We start from the raw sequence: 14370 nt of genomic DNA, 5'->3' as shown, positions 1-14370 counted from the left end.
TGTCAAAAAAAAGCCCCGCGTTGGGGCGGGGCTTGGGTGGAGCGATGCGCATCCCTTTGAAAGACCGGGGTCGCTTTAGACAAATATGTCTGGCTAGCGACTCTGGATCCCCGCCTGCGCGGGGATGACGGAAGTTTGGACAGAAATAACCGTCATTCCCGCGGAGGCGGCGGTCCGACGATTCGGAATCCAGAATTTCGGATCGGACCACGGTTTGGGGAACGATCAGAACAAAACGTCAACGCTCAAACCTCAATTAAAACCAAGCATCCTGCATCGCCAGGCACGTATCGTCCTTGGCCTCCAGAATCGCCAAGTCATGGTGCATGGCGGGCACTTCCCAGGTCAGGAAGTAGCGCGCGGCCTGCAGTTTGCCGGTGTAGAAGTCGTGGTCCTGGGCGTTGCCTTTGGCCAGGCCTTCTTCGGCACGGATGGCTTGTTCCAGCCAGCGCCAGCCAATCACCATGTGGCCGAACACTTTCAGGTACAGCGCCGAGTTGGCCAGGCTTTCGTTGACCTTGCCCTGCATCAGGTCGCCCAGCAGCGACAGGGTGACGGTCGACAGGCGCGACAGCAGATGCTCCAGCGGCTCACGCAAGGCATTGAGCGAGGGATGCGCTTCGGCGCGCTGGCAGCAGGTTTGAATCAGCTTCACCAGCTGTTTGAGCGCCGCGCCGCCGTTCATGGAAACCTTGCGGCCCAGCAGGTCGAGGGACTGGATGCCGTAGGTGCCTTCGTGAATCGGGTTCAGGCGGTTGTCGCGGTAGTACTGCTCCACCGGGTATTCGCGGGTGTAGCCGTGGCCGCCGAGAATCTGGATCGCCAGTTCGTTGGCTTTCAGGCAGTAGTCCGACGGCCAAGATTTAACAATTGGCGTCAGCAGGTCGAGCAGTTCCAGCGCGGTTTTGCGCTCTTCTTCAGTGCTCAGGGTTTGCGTGTCGTCAAACAGGCGCGCGGCGTACAAGGCCAGGTCGAACGAGCCTTCTACATAAGCTTTCTGGGTGAGCAGCATGCGGCGTACGTCGGCGTGCTCGATGATCGCCACTTGCGCGGTGCTCGGGTCTTTGCCGTCGGGCAGGCGACCTTGTGGGCGCTGGCGGGCGTAGTCGAGCGAGTACAGGTAACCGGCGTAGCCGAGCATGACCGCGCCCATGCCGACGCCGATGCGCGCCTCGTTCATCATCTGGAACATGTACGACAGACCGGCGTGCGGTTTGCCGACCAAGTAGCCCACGCACTCGCCGTTATCGCCGAAGTTCAGCGCGGTGGAGGTGGTGCCGCGCCAGCCCATCTTGTGGAACAGGCCAGCCAGGATCACGTCGTTGCGTTTGCCCAGCGAGCCGTCGTCGTTAACCAGGAACTTGGGCACGATAAACAGCGAGATGCCTTTTACGCCGGGCGGTGCGTCGGGCAGCTTGGCCAGCACCATGTGCACGATGTTTTCCGACAGCGGGTGGTCGCCGCCGGAGATAAAGATTTTGTTGCCCTTGATCCGATAGCTACCATCGCCTGCTGGTTCAGCACGGGTGCGCAGGTCTGACGGGAAGAGCCGGCGTGCGGCTCGGTAAGGGCCATGGTGCCGAAGAAGCGGCCGTCGATCATCGGCTGCAGGAAGCGCTGCTTTTGCTCTTCAGTGCCGAAACTTTCGATCAGGTTCGCTGCGCCCATGGTCAGGAACGGGTACGAGGTGGTCGCCGCGTTCGCTGACTGGAAGTGGCAGAAGCAGGCTTGCGACAGCAGCGTCGGCAACTGCATGCCGCCGGCTTCGAAGTCACGCGAGGCATTGAGAAAGCCCGCTTCGAGGAAGGCGTCGACCGCTGGTTTTACTTCCGGAATCAGCACCGCTGCGCCGTCAACGCAATTGCGGCTCGTGCTCGTCGTTCTTGCGGCAGTGCGGCGCGAACAGGTTTTCGGCGATGCTGCGGGCGGTGTCGATGGCAGCATCGAAGGTTTCGCGGCTGTGCTCGGCGAAACGCTCGCGTTGGGTCAGGGCTTCGGCATCCAGCACTTCGTAGAGTTCGAAGGCCAGGTTACGGGAGCTGAGCAAGAGTCTCGGACATGCGGCGTACCTGTTGTGATGGGACGGTTTTATTCAACGTTGCCGGAGTCTATTGCGCGCGGCGGGCAGCGCCTAGCTTCATACAGGGAGTGATAAAGCAGCAAAACCCAGTCGCCATGCCCCCGGGGCGGGCTGGTAAACTTCGCCGCCTCAGCGCGCCCCGAGGATCTTCTCGCATGAACTACCGCCACGCCTTCCACGCCGGCAACCACGCCGATGTGCTCAAGCACCTGATCATCAGCCGCATCATTGCGCTGCTGGCGCGCAAGGAAGCACCGTTCGTGTGCCTCGACAGCCACGCCGGCCTGGGTTTGTACGACCTCAAGGGCGATGAAGCGAGCCGCACCGGTGAATGGCTCGAAGCGCATTGCCCGGCTGTGGAACGCCGACGATTTGCCGGCCAGCACCGACGATTATTTCGACGTGCTCAAGGCCATGAATCCCGACGGCGAGCTGCGCTATTACCCCGGTTCGCCCGAGCTGGCGCGCCAGCTCACCCGCGACCAGGACCGCGTACTGCTCAACGAAAAACATCCGCAAGACGGCCAGTTGCTCAAAGAAAACATGCGCGGCGATCGCCGTGTGGCGGTGCACCTGGGCGAAGGTTGGCATGTGCCGCGCGCCTTGCTGCCGGTGGCCGAGAAGCGAGCGCTGCTGTTGATCGACCCGCCGTTTGAACAGAGCGACGAGCTGGACCGCTGCGTCACCGCGCTGAACGAAAGCATAGGCCGCATGCGCCAGACCATCGTTGCCATCTGGTACCCGATCAAGGATGAAAGCCAGCTCAAGCGTTTCTACCAAAGCCTGGGCAAATCCACCGCGCCGAAACTGCTGCGCGCCGAACTGTTCGTGCACAGCCCGGACGACGCCACGCGCCTGAGCGGTTCGGGGCTGGTGATCGCCAATGCGCCGTGGGGGTTGGAGGAGGAGCTCAAAGAGCTGCTGCCGTGGCTGGCCAAGACGTTGGCGCAGAGCGAGGGGAATTGGCGGTTGGATTGGTTGATTGCGGAATAAGCGCTGCCTTACCTGTGGGAGCGGCTTTAGCCGCGATTCCTGGAACGGCTAGATCAAGAGCATCGCGGCTGAAGCCGCTCCCTACAGTATCGCGAGCCGAGGTTATTTCCCCCGCTTCGGATCCACGTAGTAACTCACCTGCTGCCGTGGATTCAAATATTCGCGCGCCGCTTCATCCAGCTCCGACACCCTCACGCTTTTGGCAATCGCCAGCTGCGGCTCTTGCTCCAGGTTGAGGATCAATGCCTCGGTTTTCGGCACGTTCGGCTCGTAGACGATCACCGTCGGTTTCAGCGGCAAGGTCGGGTGCATGCCGAGTACCAGGCCGAAGCGGCCGTCCTCAAGCTGCACCAGGCTGCCCGGCGGGTAAACGCCCATGCAGCGGATAAAGGCTTTCAGCGCCACCTGGTCGAAGCGTTCTTTGTATTGCTTGAACATCCGCGCCAGCGCTTCGTGGGGGCTGATGGCGTCGCGCGGGTTCTGCGGGTTGCAGAGGTTGTCGAAAAAGTTGGTGATGCTCACCACCCGGCTCAGGCGGCCAATGGCGGCTTCATGCAATTGGTTGGGGTAACCGCTGCCGTCGCAGTACTCGTGGTGCTCAGCGATGATGCGCAGCACGTCGTCGTCGAGCATCAGCTTCTGCCCACGGCGCCGGCCGAATTCGGTGTGCATTTGCAGAAACTGCTGCTCGGGGCGGTTCAGCGGTTCGGTTTTGAGCAGCACTTTGCTGGCACGTCGATCTTGCCCATGTCGTGCAGCAGCGCGCCGAGGCCCAGGGAATGGCAGGCCTCGCTGTCGTAGCCCAACTGGCGGCCGAGCATCATCGACAGCACCGTCACGTTCAGCGCATGTGAGTAGGCGTCTTCGGCGGCCTTGCCGTTGATGCTGTGCAGCACCACGCCGTCCTCGGCCATCATGGTGCCGACCAATTCGCGCACCACTTCGCCCGCTTGTTTGAGCACGTCTTCGGGGGCGCGGTGCAGGGTTTTGGTCAGCTCTTTGACCATCTGGCTGGTGTGGATGAACTTGCGGTCCACTTCGGCCAGGCGCTTGCGCAATTTGCTCAGTTTCACCGCGCGCGCCTGGGCGGCCAGCTCTTCGGCGCTGGGCGGCTGCGGCGCGGCGGGCGGCGCTTCAACGATGGGTGGCGGCAGTTCGTCCGGGTGCGGCAGCGGCTCGCAGTCGCTGCGCGCCGGGTCGTAACGTACACGCGGCAGGCTCAACTGAAGCAGCGCGTCGAGCTGGGCCTGGTCTTTGATTTTGAAACTGCTGAAGGCGAAGTCGTGCTCCACCAGCCCAGGTCCAGTTGGACGAAGAGGCCGACGCACAGCTGTTCGGGCGCGAGGTACTGTTTGCGGGAATCGGACATGCAAAGACTTGAGGCTTGGGTCAATAAAGCCTAAGTCTAGCCGGCCTTTTGCCGGCGAAGCAGCCTGCCTAATGGCTAACAGCCAGCTATTGCTTGTTGGCGCTCTTGCGATTGACCTGTTCGGCGGCGTGGATGATGTCGGCACCAATCACGCTTTCGTACTGCTTCCACACCGGCTGCATGGCCGCACGCCAGGTGCTGCGCTCTTGCTCGGTGAGGCTGATGAGGTGGGTTTTACCCTGGCTCAACTGCTGGCGCGCGACGACGTTCTGCTGCTCGGCGGCGTTGTTCACGGCAAAGGTCACTTCTTCGATGATGCCTTCCAGCTCGGTGCGCGTGGCATGCGGAATGGCGTACCAGAACTTGGTATTGGCCACCAACATGTAGTCGAGCACGCCGTGGTTGGTTTCGGTCATGTACGGCTGAAACGGTGCGTATTTCTGGCTGTACAGGTTCGACCACGTGTTTTCGGTGCCTTGCACTTTGCCGTCTTGCATCGCTTGCAGTGTGGCGGCGAACGGCAGTTTTACCGGCGTAGCGCCCAGGGCGTTGAACTGGCTTTCGATCACGGGCGAGGGCTGAATGCGGAAGGCAAGGCCTTTGGCGTCGGCCGGATTGTTCAGCGCTTTGGTGGCCGACAGCTGCTTCATGCCGTTGTGCCAATAGGCCAGGCCGGTGATGTTGTGCTCCTGCATGGCGCTGAGCAACTGACGGCCTTTGGCGCGTTGCTGGAAGCGGTCGACGGCGGCGAGGTCATCGAACAGGAACGGCAGGTCGAAAATCTGCAACTGCTTGTTGTACTCGCTGAACTTGGCCAGCGAAGGCGCGAGAATCTGCACCTTGTTGTCGCGCAAGGCTTGCAGCTCATCGGCGTCGCCAAACAGGCTGGAGTTGGGATAAATCTCGACGGTCACTTTGCCGGCCAGGCGTTCTTCGGCGAGCTTTTTGAACAGCAGCGCGCCTTGGCCCTTGGGCGTGTCTTCAGCGACTACGTGGGAAAACTTGATGACGATAGGTGCGTCGTCGGCCAGCACGGCACTGGCGAAACTCAATAACGCGGCGAAACCTACAACCAGGCGGCAGCGCCCCAGGGTTAACGTGTTCATGCGGACTCTCTCTTTTTTATAGGCGCTTGCGCTGCGGCTGCGCGCGCAGCAACGGCGAAAACGGCTGGCAGAGAGTCATCCTACAAGTTGCGTATTACAGGCGCACTTAGACGTTCGCAAGGGCGTGAACCCGGTCGTTGGTTGCAGCCACCAACGACCGATAGCCGGCCTGTTTTACAGCAAGCAAACCCCGGTGCCGCCCAACCCGCAATAACCATTCGGATTCTTCGCCAGGTACTGCTGGTGATAAGCCTCGGCGTAATAGAACGCCGGCGCCTCGATGATTTCCGTGGCAATAGCGCCAAAGCCGGCAGCTTCCAATTGCTTCTGGAACGCGGCCTGGGTGGTCAGCGCGGCATCGAGTTGCGCCGGGCTGGTGGCGTAAATGGCCGAGCGATACTGGCTGCCCACATCATTGCCCTGACGCATGCCTTGCGTTGGGTTGTGCGCTTCCCAGAACACTTTCAACAGCGCGTCGTAACTGGTCACCTTCGGGTCAAACACCACCAACACCACTTCGGTGTGGCCGGTCAGGCCCGAGCAGGTTTCGTCGTACGTCGGGTTTGGCGTGTGGCCACCGGCATAACCTGCCGCCGTGGAATAAACACCCGGTTGCTGCCAGAAGCGCCGCTCGGCGCCCCAGAAACAGCCAAGGCCGAAAATCGCGGTTTCCATACCAGCAGGAAGGGACCTTGCAGCGGGTTGCCGTTGACGAAGTGCTTCTCCGGCACGGGCATCGGGCTTTCACGGCCGGGCAGGGCTTGCTCGGCGGTTGGCAGGTCGAGCTTGTGGGCGAGAATTTGCGAACGCAGCACCATGGCAGGCTCCTGATGGGGTGGTTGATTGAAACGTAGCAGTTCAGCGTGTGTTTAGAGTTCGCTCGCGGCGAGACGTTACAGCCGATTCAGTTTTGCGGGCGACACGGGTAACGGCGCAGGCTGTCGAGCAGGTCGCGGCCGGGAATCGGGCGGTCGAACAAGTAACCCTGGCCGATATCGCATTTATGTCGGCGCAAGAAGCTCAGCTGGGCGGCCGTTTCGATGCCTTCAGCGACGACTTTGAGCTTGAGGTTGTGGGCCATGGCAATCACCGCGGAGGTGATTTCCATGTCGTCCTGATTTTCCGGGATGTCTTTGATAAAGCTGCGATCGATCTTGATCACGTCGATGGGGAATTTCTTCAGGTAGCTGAGCGACGAATAGCCGGTGCCGAAGTCGTCCATGGCCAGGGTCAGGCCCAGGCTTTTCAAGCGATTGAGCTGCTGGCGCGCGTGTCGTCGGTGGCTTCCAACAGCAGGCTTTCGGTCAGCTCCAGCTCGAGCAGGTGCGGCGGCAGCAGTTCTTCCTGAAGGATGGCTCGGCAATCGAGCCGACCAGGTCGGGGTCGGAAAATTGCTTGGGCGACAGGTTGATCGCCACCTGAATGTCGCCCAGGCCAAGCGCTGACAGCTGCTTGCTCATGCGGCAGGCCTGGCGCGCCACCCATTTGCCGATGGGAATGATCAGGCCGGTGTCTTCGGCCACGCTGATGAACTGGTCCGGGTTGATCATGCCTTTTTCCGGATGGTTCCAGCGCAGCAGCGCCTCCATGCCGGTGAGCTGGCCGGTGCGCAGGTCGAGCTTGGGCTGGTAGAACACCTCAAGTTCGTTCTGGGTCAGGGCGCGGCGCAGGTTGTTTTCGACGAACAGCTTGTAGTTGGCCTCGGCATTCAGCACTTCGGTGAACACCTGCACCTGGTGCTTGCCGTTGGCTTTGGCTTTGTGCAGCGCGAGGCCCGCGTGCTTCATCAGGGTGTGGGAATCTTGCCCATGCAGCGGCGCGCAAGCCAGGCCGACCGAGCCGGTGACGCTGATCAGCTGGTTGTCGACGAACAGCGGTTTGTCCAGGGTTTGCAGCACTTGCCCGGCAATGCGCTGGCCTTCGGCGACGTCGCAGTTGTCCAGCAGCACGGCGAATTCGTTGCTGGCGAAACGGGCGAGGCTGTTGTTGGCGTTGAGGCTGTTGCGCAGGCGGCGGGCCAGGCTCATGAGCAGCTTGTCGCCGGTCTGGTGGCCGAGGCTGTCGTTGATGCGTTTGAAGTTGTCGATGTCTACCAGCAGCAAACTGGTGGGCTGATCGCTGTTGCGCGAAAAGCGCTCTTCCATGCTGCGGATAAAGGCCGGGCGGTTGCCGAGGCGGGTGAGGTTGTCGGTGTAGGCCAGGCGCTCGATGCGCTGCTGGGCGAGTTTGCTTTGCGTGATGTCTTCGTAAATGCCGATGTAGGTGCGTCAGCTCGCCGGCGCCGCCGTACACCTTGGAAATCGACAGGTGCCCCCAATAGGGTTCCAGGCTTTTGCGCCGGCTGCGGAATTCGCCGTTCCAGCTGTTTTGCTGGGCTAGGTTGGAGTGGGCGTCGAACAGCAGGTCGCTGAGGTTGGCCAGCGCCGGTAAGTCGGACAGGCGCCGGCCTTGCACTTCTTCCGGGCTGAACTGGGTAATGGCGGTGAAGCTTGGGTTGACGTATTCGACGATGCCTTCGCGGTCGATCAGCAAAAAGGCGCTGGCGCTTTGCTCGACGGCGCGGCGGAACAGCTGCAATTCACTGTTGGCGCTGCGGCGCTGCTGGTTGACCAGCGCGTGGGCGAACTGGTCGGCCAGCTCGCCGGCAAACGCAATTTCATCGGCCTGCCACACGCGCTCAGTGCCCACGTGTTCCAGGCACAACACCGCCACCACTTCGCCGGCCACGCGCACGCTGGCATCGAGCATGGCGCTGACGCCACGGGGCAGCAGGTGGGTTTCAGCCAGCTCACGGGTGCGTGGGTCGCGCATGGCGCTGTGGGCGTCGATGGCGCGGCCGCTATGGAGGGCGGCGAGGTAGTGCGGGTATTTGCTGGCGTTGATTGGGGTGGGCAGTTCGTGTTGGCCGATGTCGGTGCTGTACATCGTCACCGGCTCAAGCTGTTCCTGGCGCAGGTACCAGAGGCTGGCGCGGGCGACGCTGAAGGTCTCGCAGGCGGCCTTGGTAATCAGCTGCGCGGCCTCGAACACCTGGTTGTCCGAGCTGTAACGGTGGCGCGCCAGGCGCACGATCATGCTCTGCTGGGCGCGGCTGCGAACCAGGTGCTGAAGGTGTTCTTCCTGAGAGCGTTGATACAGTTCGAGGGAGGCTTGCAGGCGGTTGTTCTGGATTTGCAGTTCTGACTGCTGCGGCTGGCGGTCGGGGAACAGCGGCTCATCGGCCGGCAATAGTAGCCGCGCAGCAGCTGCCGACCGATGCTGCTTGAAGGCTTCACCCAATTCCACCAGATGCAGCATGCCGATGGGGGTGTGCAGCTTGTGGTGCACTTGCCAGTGCGGGCTGTCTTTGAGTTGCAGTTGGATGGTGTCGTGCAACTGGTAGCGTTCTTCCGGCTCCATAAGGCTGGCGTAGGGCGAACCCACCAACCCACAAAGCTCACCGGCGGCGAGGCCCAATTGGCTTTCGCACGCGGCGTCTAAAAACAGAAGGGTCCAGCTCGCCTCATTAAGCCGCTCGAAACGCAACATGCCAAGCCGCGAAGGCACTGGCAACTGCGTCACAACCTCGACCGCCGGACGGCTGGCGGCATCGGTATGGCTTTTCATCGGGAGACTCGCTTCCAGTATGCTGAACGAGTGGCTCAGGGCCACTTCATCGGTAAGGGTGCATCATGCGAACAAGACTGACAAGGCGGCTGGGAATATTGCCTGCAATCGCTGTGGTATTGCTCGCCGCGTCTAGCGCGCAGGCGGCAGAGCCGGAGGGCAGAGTTGAGTGGTGCCGAACAGGCACAGCTACCTCAACGAATTGAAGAAGCTCTACCTCACCAGCGACGAGCGCCAAGCGTTGTTGGCGCAAAGCAACGAACTGCTCGACACCTACGCGGTGCGCGCGGCCTTTCAGGTGGGCCAGGCCGAGCGTCGCGACCAGGTGTACCAGCTCAGCGTGGGGGCGCCTGGGGAATTGCTGATCCAGCAGAAAACCCGTGAAGCCGAAGGGGTGAACGTGGCCGTGCGCAATCAGCGGCTGGAGGTGTTTGGCGTCGACCCGTACATCAAATACGAGTGCCTGCCGAGTGAGCAGGTCTGCACCTTGAAAAACCCCCAGGACGGCAGCCCGTGGCTAACCATTCGCCGGGATCATCAAGGCGCGGCGCAGCTGGCCAAGGCGCTGTCGTTTCTGCTGCGCAATATGCAGAAGGGCTGATCTTCACGCCTTTACACCGTCGTCCCCGCGAAGGCGGGGACCCAGAATCTTGCGTTGATACGCAATGTTTATCCCATCCAGAATTCTGGATTCCCGCCTGCGCGGGAATGACGGTGGGCTTTATTAGGTTTCTGTCTCCACTAAAAACACGCAAAAAAACCCCGCCAAACGGCGGGGCTGAGGTACGAGCGTGGCATGCCCGAAAGTGTGAAACGTTTTAGCCTTACAGCAGCATGGTGCGGATGTCGCCCAGCACGTCGCTCAGACGTTTGGTGAAGCGAGCGGCAGCCGCGCCGTTGATCACGCGGTGGTCGTAAGACAAGGACAGCGGCAGCATCAGTTTCGGCTGGAACGCTTTACCGTCCCACAACGGCTGCATGGTGGCCTTGGAGACCCCGAGAATCGCCACTTCCGGCGCGTTGACGATCGGCGTGAAGCCGGTGCCGCCAATGTGGCCGAGGCTGGAAATGGTGAAGCAGGCGCCTTGCATGGCGTCGGCCGAGAGCTTCTTGGTACGCGCTTTTTCCGCCAGTTCAGCGGCTTCGGCAGCCAGTTGCAGCAAGCTCTTCTTGTCGACGTCTTTGATCACCGGCACCAGCAGGCCATCCGGTGTGTCGACGGCGAAGCCGATGTTGACGTACTTCTTGCGGATGATTGCTTTGCCAGACGGCGCCAGCGAACTGTTGAAGTCCGGCAGTTCCTTGAGCAAGTAGGCGCACGCTTTAAGCAGCAGCGGCAACACGGTGAGTTTGACGCCCGCTTTCTCGGCCACGGCTTTCTGCGCAATGCGGAAAGCTTCCAGCTCGGTGATGTCGGCGGAGTCGAATTGCGTCACGTGCGGCACGTTGAGCCAGCTGCGGTGCAGGTTGGTGGCGCCAACCTGCATCAGGCGGGTCATCGGCACTTCTTCAATTTCACCAAAACGGCTGAAATCGACTTCCGGAACCGGCGGAATGCCCGCGCCACCGGTAGCGCCGGCAGCCGGTGCTTCCTTGGCCTTCTGCATCATGGCTTTGACGTAAACCTGCACGTCTTCTTTGAGCACACGACCGTGCGGACCGCTGGCGGTTACCGCGCTCAGCTCAACGCCAAACTCACGGGCCAGTTGGCGTACAGCCGGGCCGGCGTGGGTTTTGGCGCCGTCTTTGGCTGGCGCTGCCGGGGCAGCCGGTGCCGCCTCGGCTTTGGCTGGTGCAGCAGCAGAAGCGGGCGCTGCTTCGGCTTTGGCCGCCGGAGCAGCGGCCGGCGCTGCTGCTGGAGCAGGCGCGGCAGCCGGTGCAGCGCCTGCCACTTTCAGCTTGAGGATCGGGTCGCCGGTGCCGACTTCGTCGTCCAGCTTCACGCTCAGGCTTTCCACCACGCCGGCAGCCGGCGAGGGGATTTCCATGCTGGCTTTGTCGGATTCCAGCACCAACAAGGATTGGTCGGCTTCAACGGTGTCGCCAACCTTCACCAACAGCTCGATGATTTTGGCTTTGCCCGAGGAACCGATATCCGGAACGTTGATGTCCTGAACCGAACTGCTGGCCGCCGCTGCCGGAGCAGCAGGCGCCGGGGCAGGGTCGGCGGCTTTGGCAGGCTCGGCAGCCGGAGCGGCTTCGGCCTTGGCCGCCGGTTCGGCAGCGGCTGGCGCTGCTTCGGCGCCTTCCACTTCCAGCTCCAGCAACTCATCGCCTTCTTTCAGGCGATCGCCGAGTTTGACCTTGAGGCTTTTCACCACGCCGGCTTTGGGCGCGGGAATTTCCATGCTGGCTTTGTCCGACTCGAGCGTCAGTAGGCTTTGATCGGCTTCGATGCGATCACCTACCTTGACCATCAGTTCGATGACTTCACCCTCGCCACTGCCAATGTCGGGCACGCGGATTAATTCACTCATCGTTGTGCTCCCTTAGCAGTCCAGTGGGTTGAGTTTTTCGGGGTTGATGCCGAACTTGACGATGGCTTCTGCCACCACCTTCGGTTCGATATCGCCGCGATCGGCCAGAGCTTCGAGAGCGGCCAGCACCACGAAGTGACGGTCGACTTCGAAGAAGTGACGCAGCTTCTTGCGGCTGTCGCTACGGCCGAAACCGTCGGTGCCCAACACTTTGTATTCCTTGACCGGCACCCACTGACGAATCTGTTCAGCGAACAGCTTCATGTAGTCGGTGGAAGCAATGACCGGACCTTTACGGCCGCCCAGGCATTCTTCGACGTAGGTTTTCTTCGGCTTCTGGCCAGGCTTCAGGCGGTTGCTGCGCTCAACGGCGAGGCCGTCGCGACGCAGTTCGTTGAAGCTGGTGACGCTCCAGACATCAGCGCCGATGTTGAACTCGTCGCGCAGAATCTTCGCTGCTTCACGCACTTCACGCAGGATGGTGCCCGAACCGAGCAACTGCACGTGATGCGCCGCGTCGCGCTTGTCTTCTTCGAGCAGGTACATGCCCTTGACGATGCCTTCTTCCACGCCGGCCGGAATGGCGGGCTGGGCGTAGGACTCGTTCATGACGGTGATGTAGTAGAAGACGTCCTGTTGCTCTTCGGTCATCTTCTTCATGCCGTCCTGAATGATCACCGCCAGCTCGTAGCCGTAGGTGGGGTCATAGGTGCGGCAGTTCGGAATGGTGCCGGCCAGCATGTGGCTGTGACCGTCTTCGTGCTGCAGGCCTTCACCGTTCAGCGTGGTGCGGCCAGCGGTGCCGCCGATCAGGAAGCCACGGGTGCGGCTGTCGCCAGCGGCCCAAGCCAGGTCGCCGATACGCTGGAAGCCGAACATCGAGTAGAAGATGTAGAACGGCAGCATCGGCTGGTTGTGGCTGGAGTACGAAGTACCGGCGGCGATAAACGAAGACATGGCGCCGGCTTCGTTGATGCCTTCCTCGAGAATCTGGCCCTTCTTGTCTTCGCGGTAGAACATCACCTGGTCTTTATCCACCGGCTCGTAGAGCTGGCCGACCGAGGGTAGATACCGAGCTGACGGAACATGCCTTCCATACCGAAGGTACGGGCTTCGTCCGGGATGATCGGCACGATGCGTTGACCGATTTCCTTGTCTTTCACCAGCTGCGACAGGATGCGCACGAAGGCCATGGTGGTGGAGATTTCGCGGTCGCCGCTGCCGTCCAGAATGGCCTTGAGGCTTTCCAGTGGCGGGGTCGGAATGCTGAAGCTCTTGGCCCGACGCTGCGGCACGAAACCGCCGAGTGCAGCACGACGCTCGCTGAGGTAGCGGGCTTCGGCGCTGCCAGGTTCCGGTTTGAAGAACGGCAGGTTTTCCAGCTCTTCGTCTTTGACCGGAATATCGAAGCGGTCGCGGAATTTCTTCAGACTGTCGACATCGACTTTCTTGGTGTTGTGCGCGGTGTTCTTGGCTTCGCCAGCACCGGTGCCGTAACCCTTGATGGTCTTGGCCAGAATGACGGTTGGCTGCTCTTTATGGTTAACCGCCTGGTGATAGGCCGCGTACACCTTGTACGGGTCGTGACCACCACGGTTGAGCTTCCAGATTTCGTCGTCGGAAAGGTCAGCAACCATCGCCTTGAGTTCTGGCGAGTTGAAGAAGTGTTCGCGTACAAACGCGCCGTCTTTGGCTTTGTAGTTCTGGTACTCGCCGTCGATGACTTCGTCCATACGGCGTTGCAGGATGCCGTCGGTGTCTTTGGCCAGCAGCGGATCCCAGAAGCGGCCCCAGACCACTTTGTTCACGTTCCACTGGGCGCCGCGGAACACGCCTTCGAGTTCCTGGATGATCTTGCCGTTACCGCGTACCGGGCCGTCGAGGCGCTGCAGGTTGCAGTTGATGACGAAGATCAGGTTGTCGAGTTTTTCGCGGCCAGCCAGGGAAATGGCGCCGAGCGATTCCGGCTCGTCACACTCGCCGTCGCCCATGAAACACCAGACTTTCTGTTTGCCAGCCGGGATGAAGCCACGGCTTTCCAGGTACTTCATGAAACGTGCCTGGTAGATCGCCTGAATCGGGCCAAGGCCCATGGACACGGTCGGGAACTGCCAGAAATCGGGCATCAGCCACGGGTGCGGGTACGACGACAGGCCGTTACCGTCCACTTCCTGGCGGAAGTTGTTCATCTGGTCTTCGCTGATGCGGCCTTCCATGAAGGCGCGGGCGTAAACGCCTGGCGAGGCGTGGCCCTGGAAGTAAATAAGGTCGCCGCCGTGTTCGTCGGTCGGGGCCTGGAAGAAGTAGTTGAAGCCGATGTCGTACAGCGTGGCGCTGGAGGCGAAGCTGGAGATGTGGCCACCCAGGTCCGAATCGCGCAGGTTGGTGCGCATCACCATCGCCAGGGCGTTCCAGCGTACCAGCGAGCGAATGCGGCGTTCCATGAACAGGTCGCCAGGCATGCGTGCTTCGTGGGTCACGGGGATGGTGTTGCGGTACGGCGTGGTGATGGCGTAGGGCAGTTGCGCACCGCTGCGGGTGGCCAGTTCGCCCATACGGGTCATCAGGTAATGAGCACGGTCTTCACCTTCACGGTCTAGGACGGATTCAAGCGCGTCCAGCCATTCCTGGGTTTCGACGGGATCGAGGTCTTGCATGGCTTGCTCCATGGCGGAAAGGCTTCCAGAATCGAAAACCTTGTGTTCGTTGCCGGCCTTTTGGGCGGGCACGTGAATTCTT

8 protein-coding genes and 4 pseudogenes are annotated in these 14370 nt (G+C 61.3%); 2 read left to right on the top strand and 10 right to left on the bottom strand.

Going from position 1 to position 14370, the window contains the following annotated elements:
• Positions 1–256: 256 nt before the first annotated feature.
• A pseudogene (locus tag ACZZZP_RS20510) lies at positions 257–2047 on the bottom strand (acyl-CoA dehydrogenase).
• A 188-nt stretch (positions 2048–2235) separates the two neighbouring features.
• On the opposite strand from ACZZZP_RS20510, the pseudogene ACZZZP_RS20505 reads away from it, so the two are divergent.
• Positions 2236–3073 (top strand): annotated as a pseudogene (locus tag ACZZZP_RS20505) (23S rRNA (adenine(2030)-N(6))-methyltransferase RlmJ).
• Between the two features lie 102 nt (positions 3074–3175).
• Here the strand turns inward: ACZZZP_RS20505 and ACZZZP_RS20500 are convergent.
• From ACZZZP_RS20500 to ACZZZP_RS20470, 7 genes and pseudogenes are all read right to left on the bottom strand, one after another.
• Positions 3176–3796: an HD-GYP domain-containing protein gene (locus tag ACZZZP_RS20500; RefSeq protein ID WP_463536805.1), complete on the bottom strand. Its 621-nt coding sequence runs from the start codon at positions 3794–3796 to the stop codon at positions 3176–3178.
• Entirely contained in the window at positions 3772–4365 is a 594-nt protein-coding gene (locus ACZZZP_RS20495) for a DUF3391 domain-containing protein (RefSeq protein WP_463536804.1), read from the bottom strand. Before ACZZZP_RS20495 ends, ACZZZP_RS20500 begins: the two co-directional genes overlap by 25 nt.
• Before the next feature lie 163 nt (positions 4366–4528).
• Positions 4529–5548 carry a DctP family TRAP transporter solute-binding subunit gene (locus tag ACZZZP_RS20490; protein WP_463383932.1) on the bottom strand — a complete coding sequence of 340 codons (1020 nt, stop codon included), beginning with the start codon at positions 5546–5548 and terminating at the stop codon, positions 4529–4531.
• A gap of 174 nt (positions 5549–5722) precedes the next feature.
• A pseudogene (msrA, locus tag ACZZZP_RS20485) lies at positions 5723–6366 on the bottom strand (peptide-methionine (S)-S-oxide reductase MsrA).
• A gap of 86 nt (positions 6367–6452) precedes the next feature.
• The gene (locus tag ACZZZP_RS20480) at positions 6453–6797 is read right to left on the bottom strand and encodes an EAL domain-containing protein (RefSeq protein ID WP_463536803.1); all 345 of its coding nucleotides are present in this window, start codon (positions 6795–6797) and stop codon (positions 6453–6455) included.
• A 55-nt stretch (positions 6798–6852) separates the two neighbouring features.
• The gene (locus ACZZZP_RS20475) at positions 6853–7185 is read right to left on the bottom strand and encodes an EAL domain-containing protein (RefSeq protein WP_463536971.1); all 333 of its coding nucleotides are present in this window, start codon (positions 7183–7185) and stop codon (positions 6853–6855) included.
• 1 nt (position 7186) lies between these two features.
• The gene (locus ACZZZP_RS20470; protein ID WP_463536802.1) at positions 7187–9154 is read right to left on the bottom strand and encodes a GAF domain-containing protein; all 1968 of its coding nucleotides are present in this window, start codon (positions 9152–9154) and stop codon (positions 7187–7189) included.
• Positions 9155–9326: 172 nt separating this feature from the next.
• Between ACZZZP_RS20470 and ACZZZP_RS20465 the strand changes: the two genes are divergently transcribed.
• Positions 9327–9755, top strand: coding sequence for a hypothetical protein (locus tag ACZZZP_RS20465; RefSeq protein WP_463536801.1), 429 nt, complete (start codon positions 9327–9329; stop codon positions 9753–9755).
• A 223-nt stretch (positions 9756–9978) separates the two neighbouring features.
• On the opposite strand, the gene aceF is transcribed toward ACZZZP_RS20465, so the two are convergent.
• Together aceF and aceE are read right to left on the bottom strand one after the other, a co-directional pair.
• A complete protein-coding gene (gene aceF, locus ACZZZP_RS20460) occupies positions 9979–11631 on the bottom strand; it encodes a dihydrolipoyllysine-residue acetyltransferase (RefSeq protein ID WP_463383928.1) in 1653 nt (550 codons plus the stop codon).
• A gap of 12 nt (positions 11632–11643) precedes the next feature.
• A pseudogene (gene aceE / locus ACZZZP_RS20455) lies at positions 11644–14288 on the bottom strand (pyruvate dehydrogenase (acetyl-transferring), homodimeric type).
• Positions 14289–14370: the final 82 nt, after the last annotated feature.

This window comes from Pseudomonas sp. AC211, from assembly GCF_979258055.1.
Note: the sequence above shows the minus strand (reverse complement) of the source record. Positions and strands in the feature narration are given on the sequence as shown.

What these genes read in the sequence shown, in the direction of transcription:
- ACZZZP_RS20490 (WP_463383932.1), bottom strand. Translation starts at nt 5,548, where the DNA reads ATGAACACGTTAACCCTGGGGCGCTGCCGCCTGGTTGTAGGTTTCGCC.
- ACZZZP_RS20470 (WP_463536802.1), bottom strand. Translation starts at nt 9,154, where the DNA reads ATGAAAAGCCATACCGATGCCGCCAGCCGTCCGGCGGTCGAGGTTGTG.
- aceF (WP_463383928.1), bottom strand. Translation starts at nt 11,631, where the DNA reads ATGAGTGAATTAATCCGCGTGCCCGACATTGGCAGTGGCGAGGGTGAA.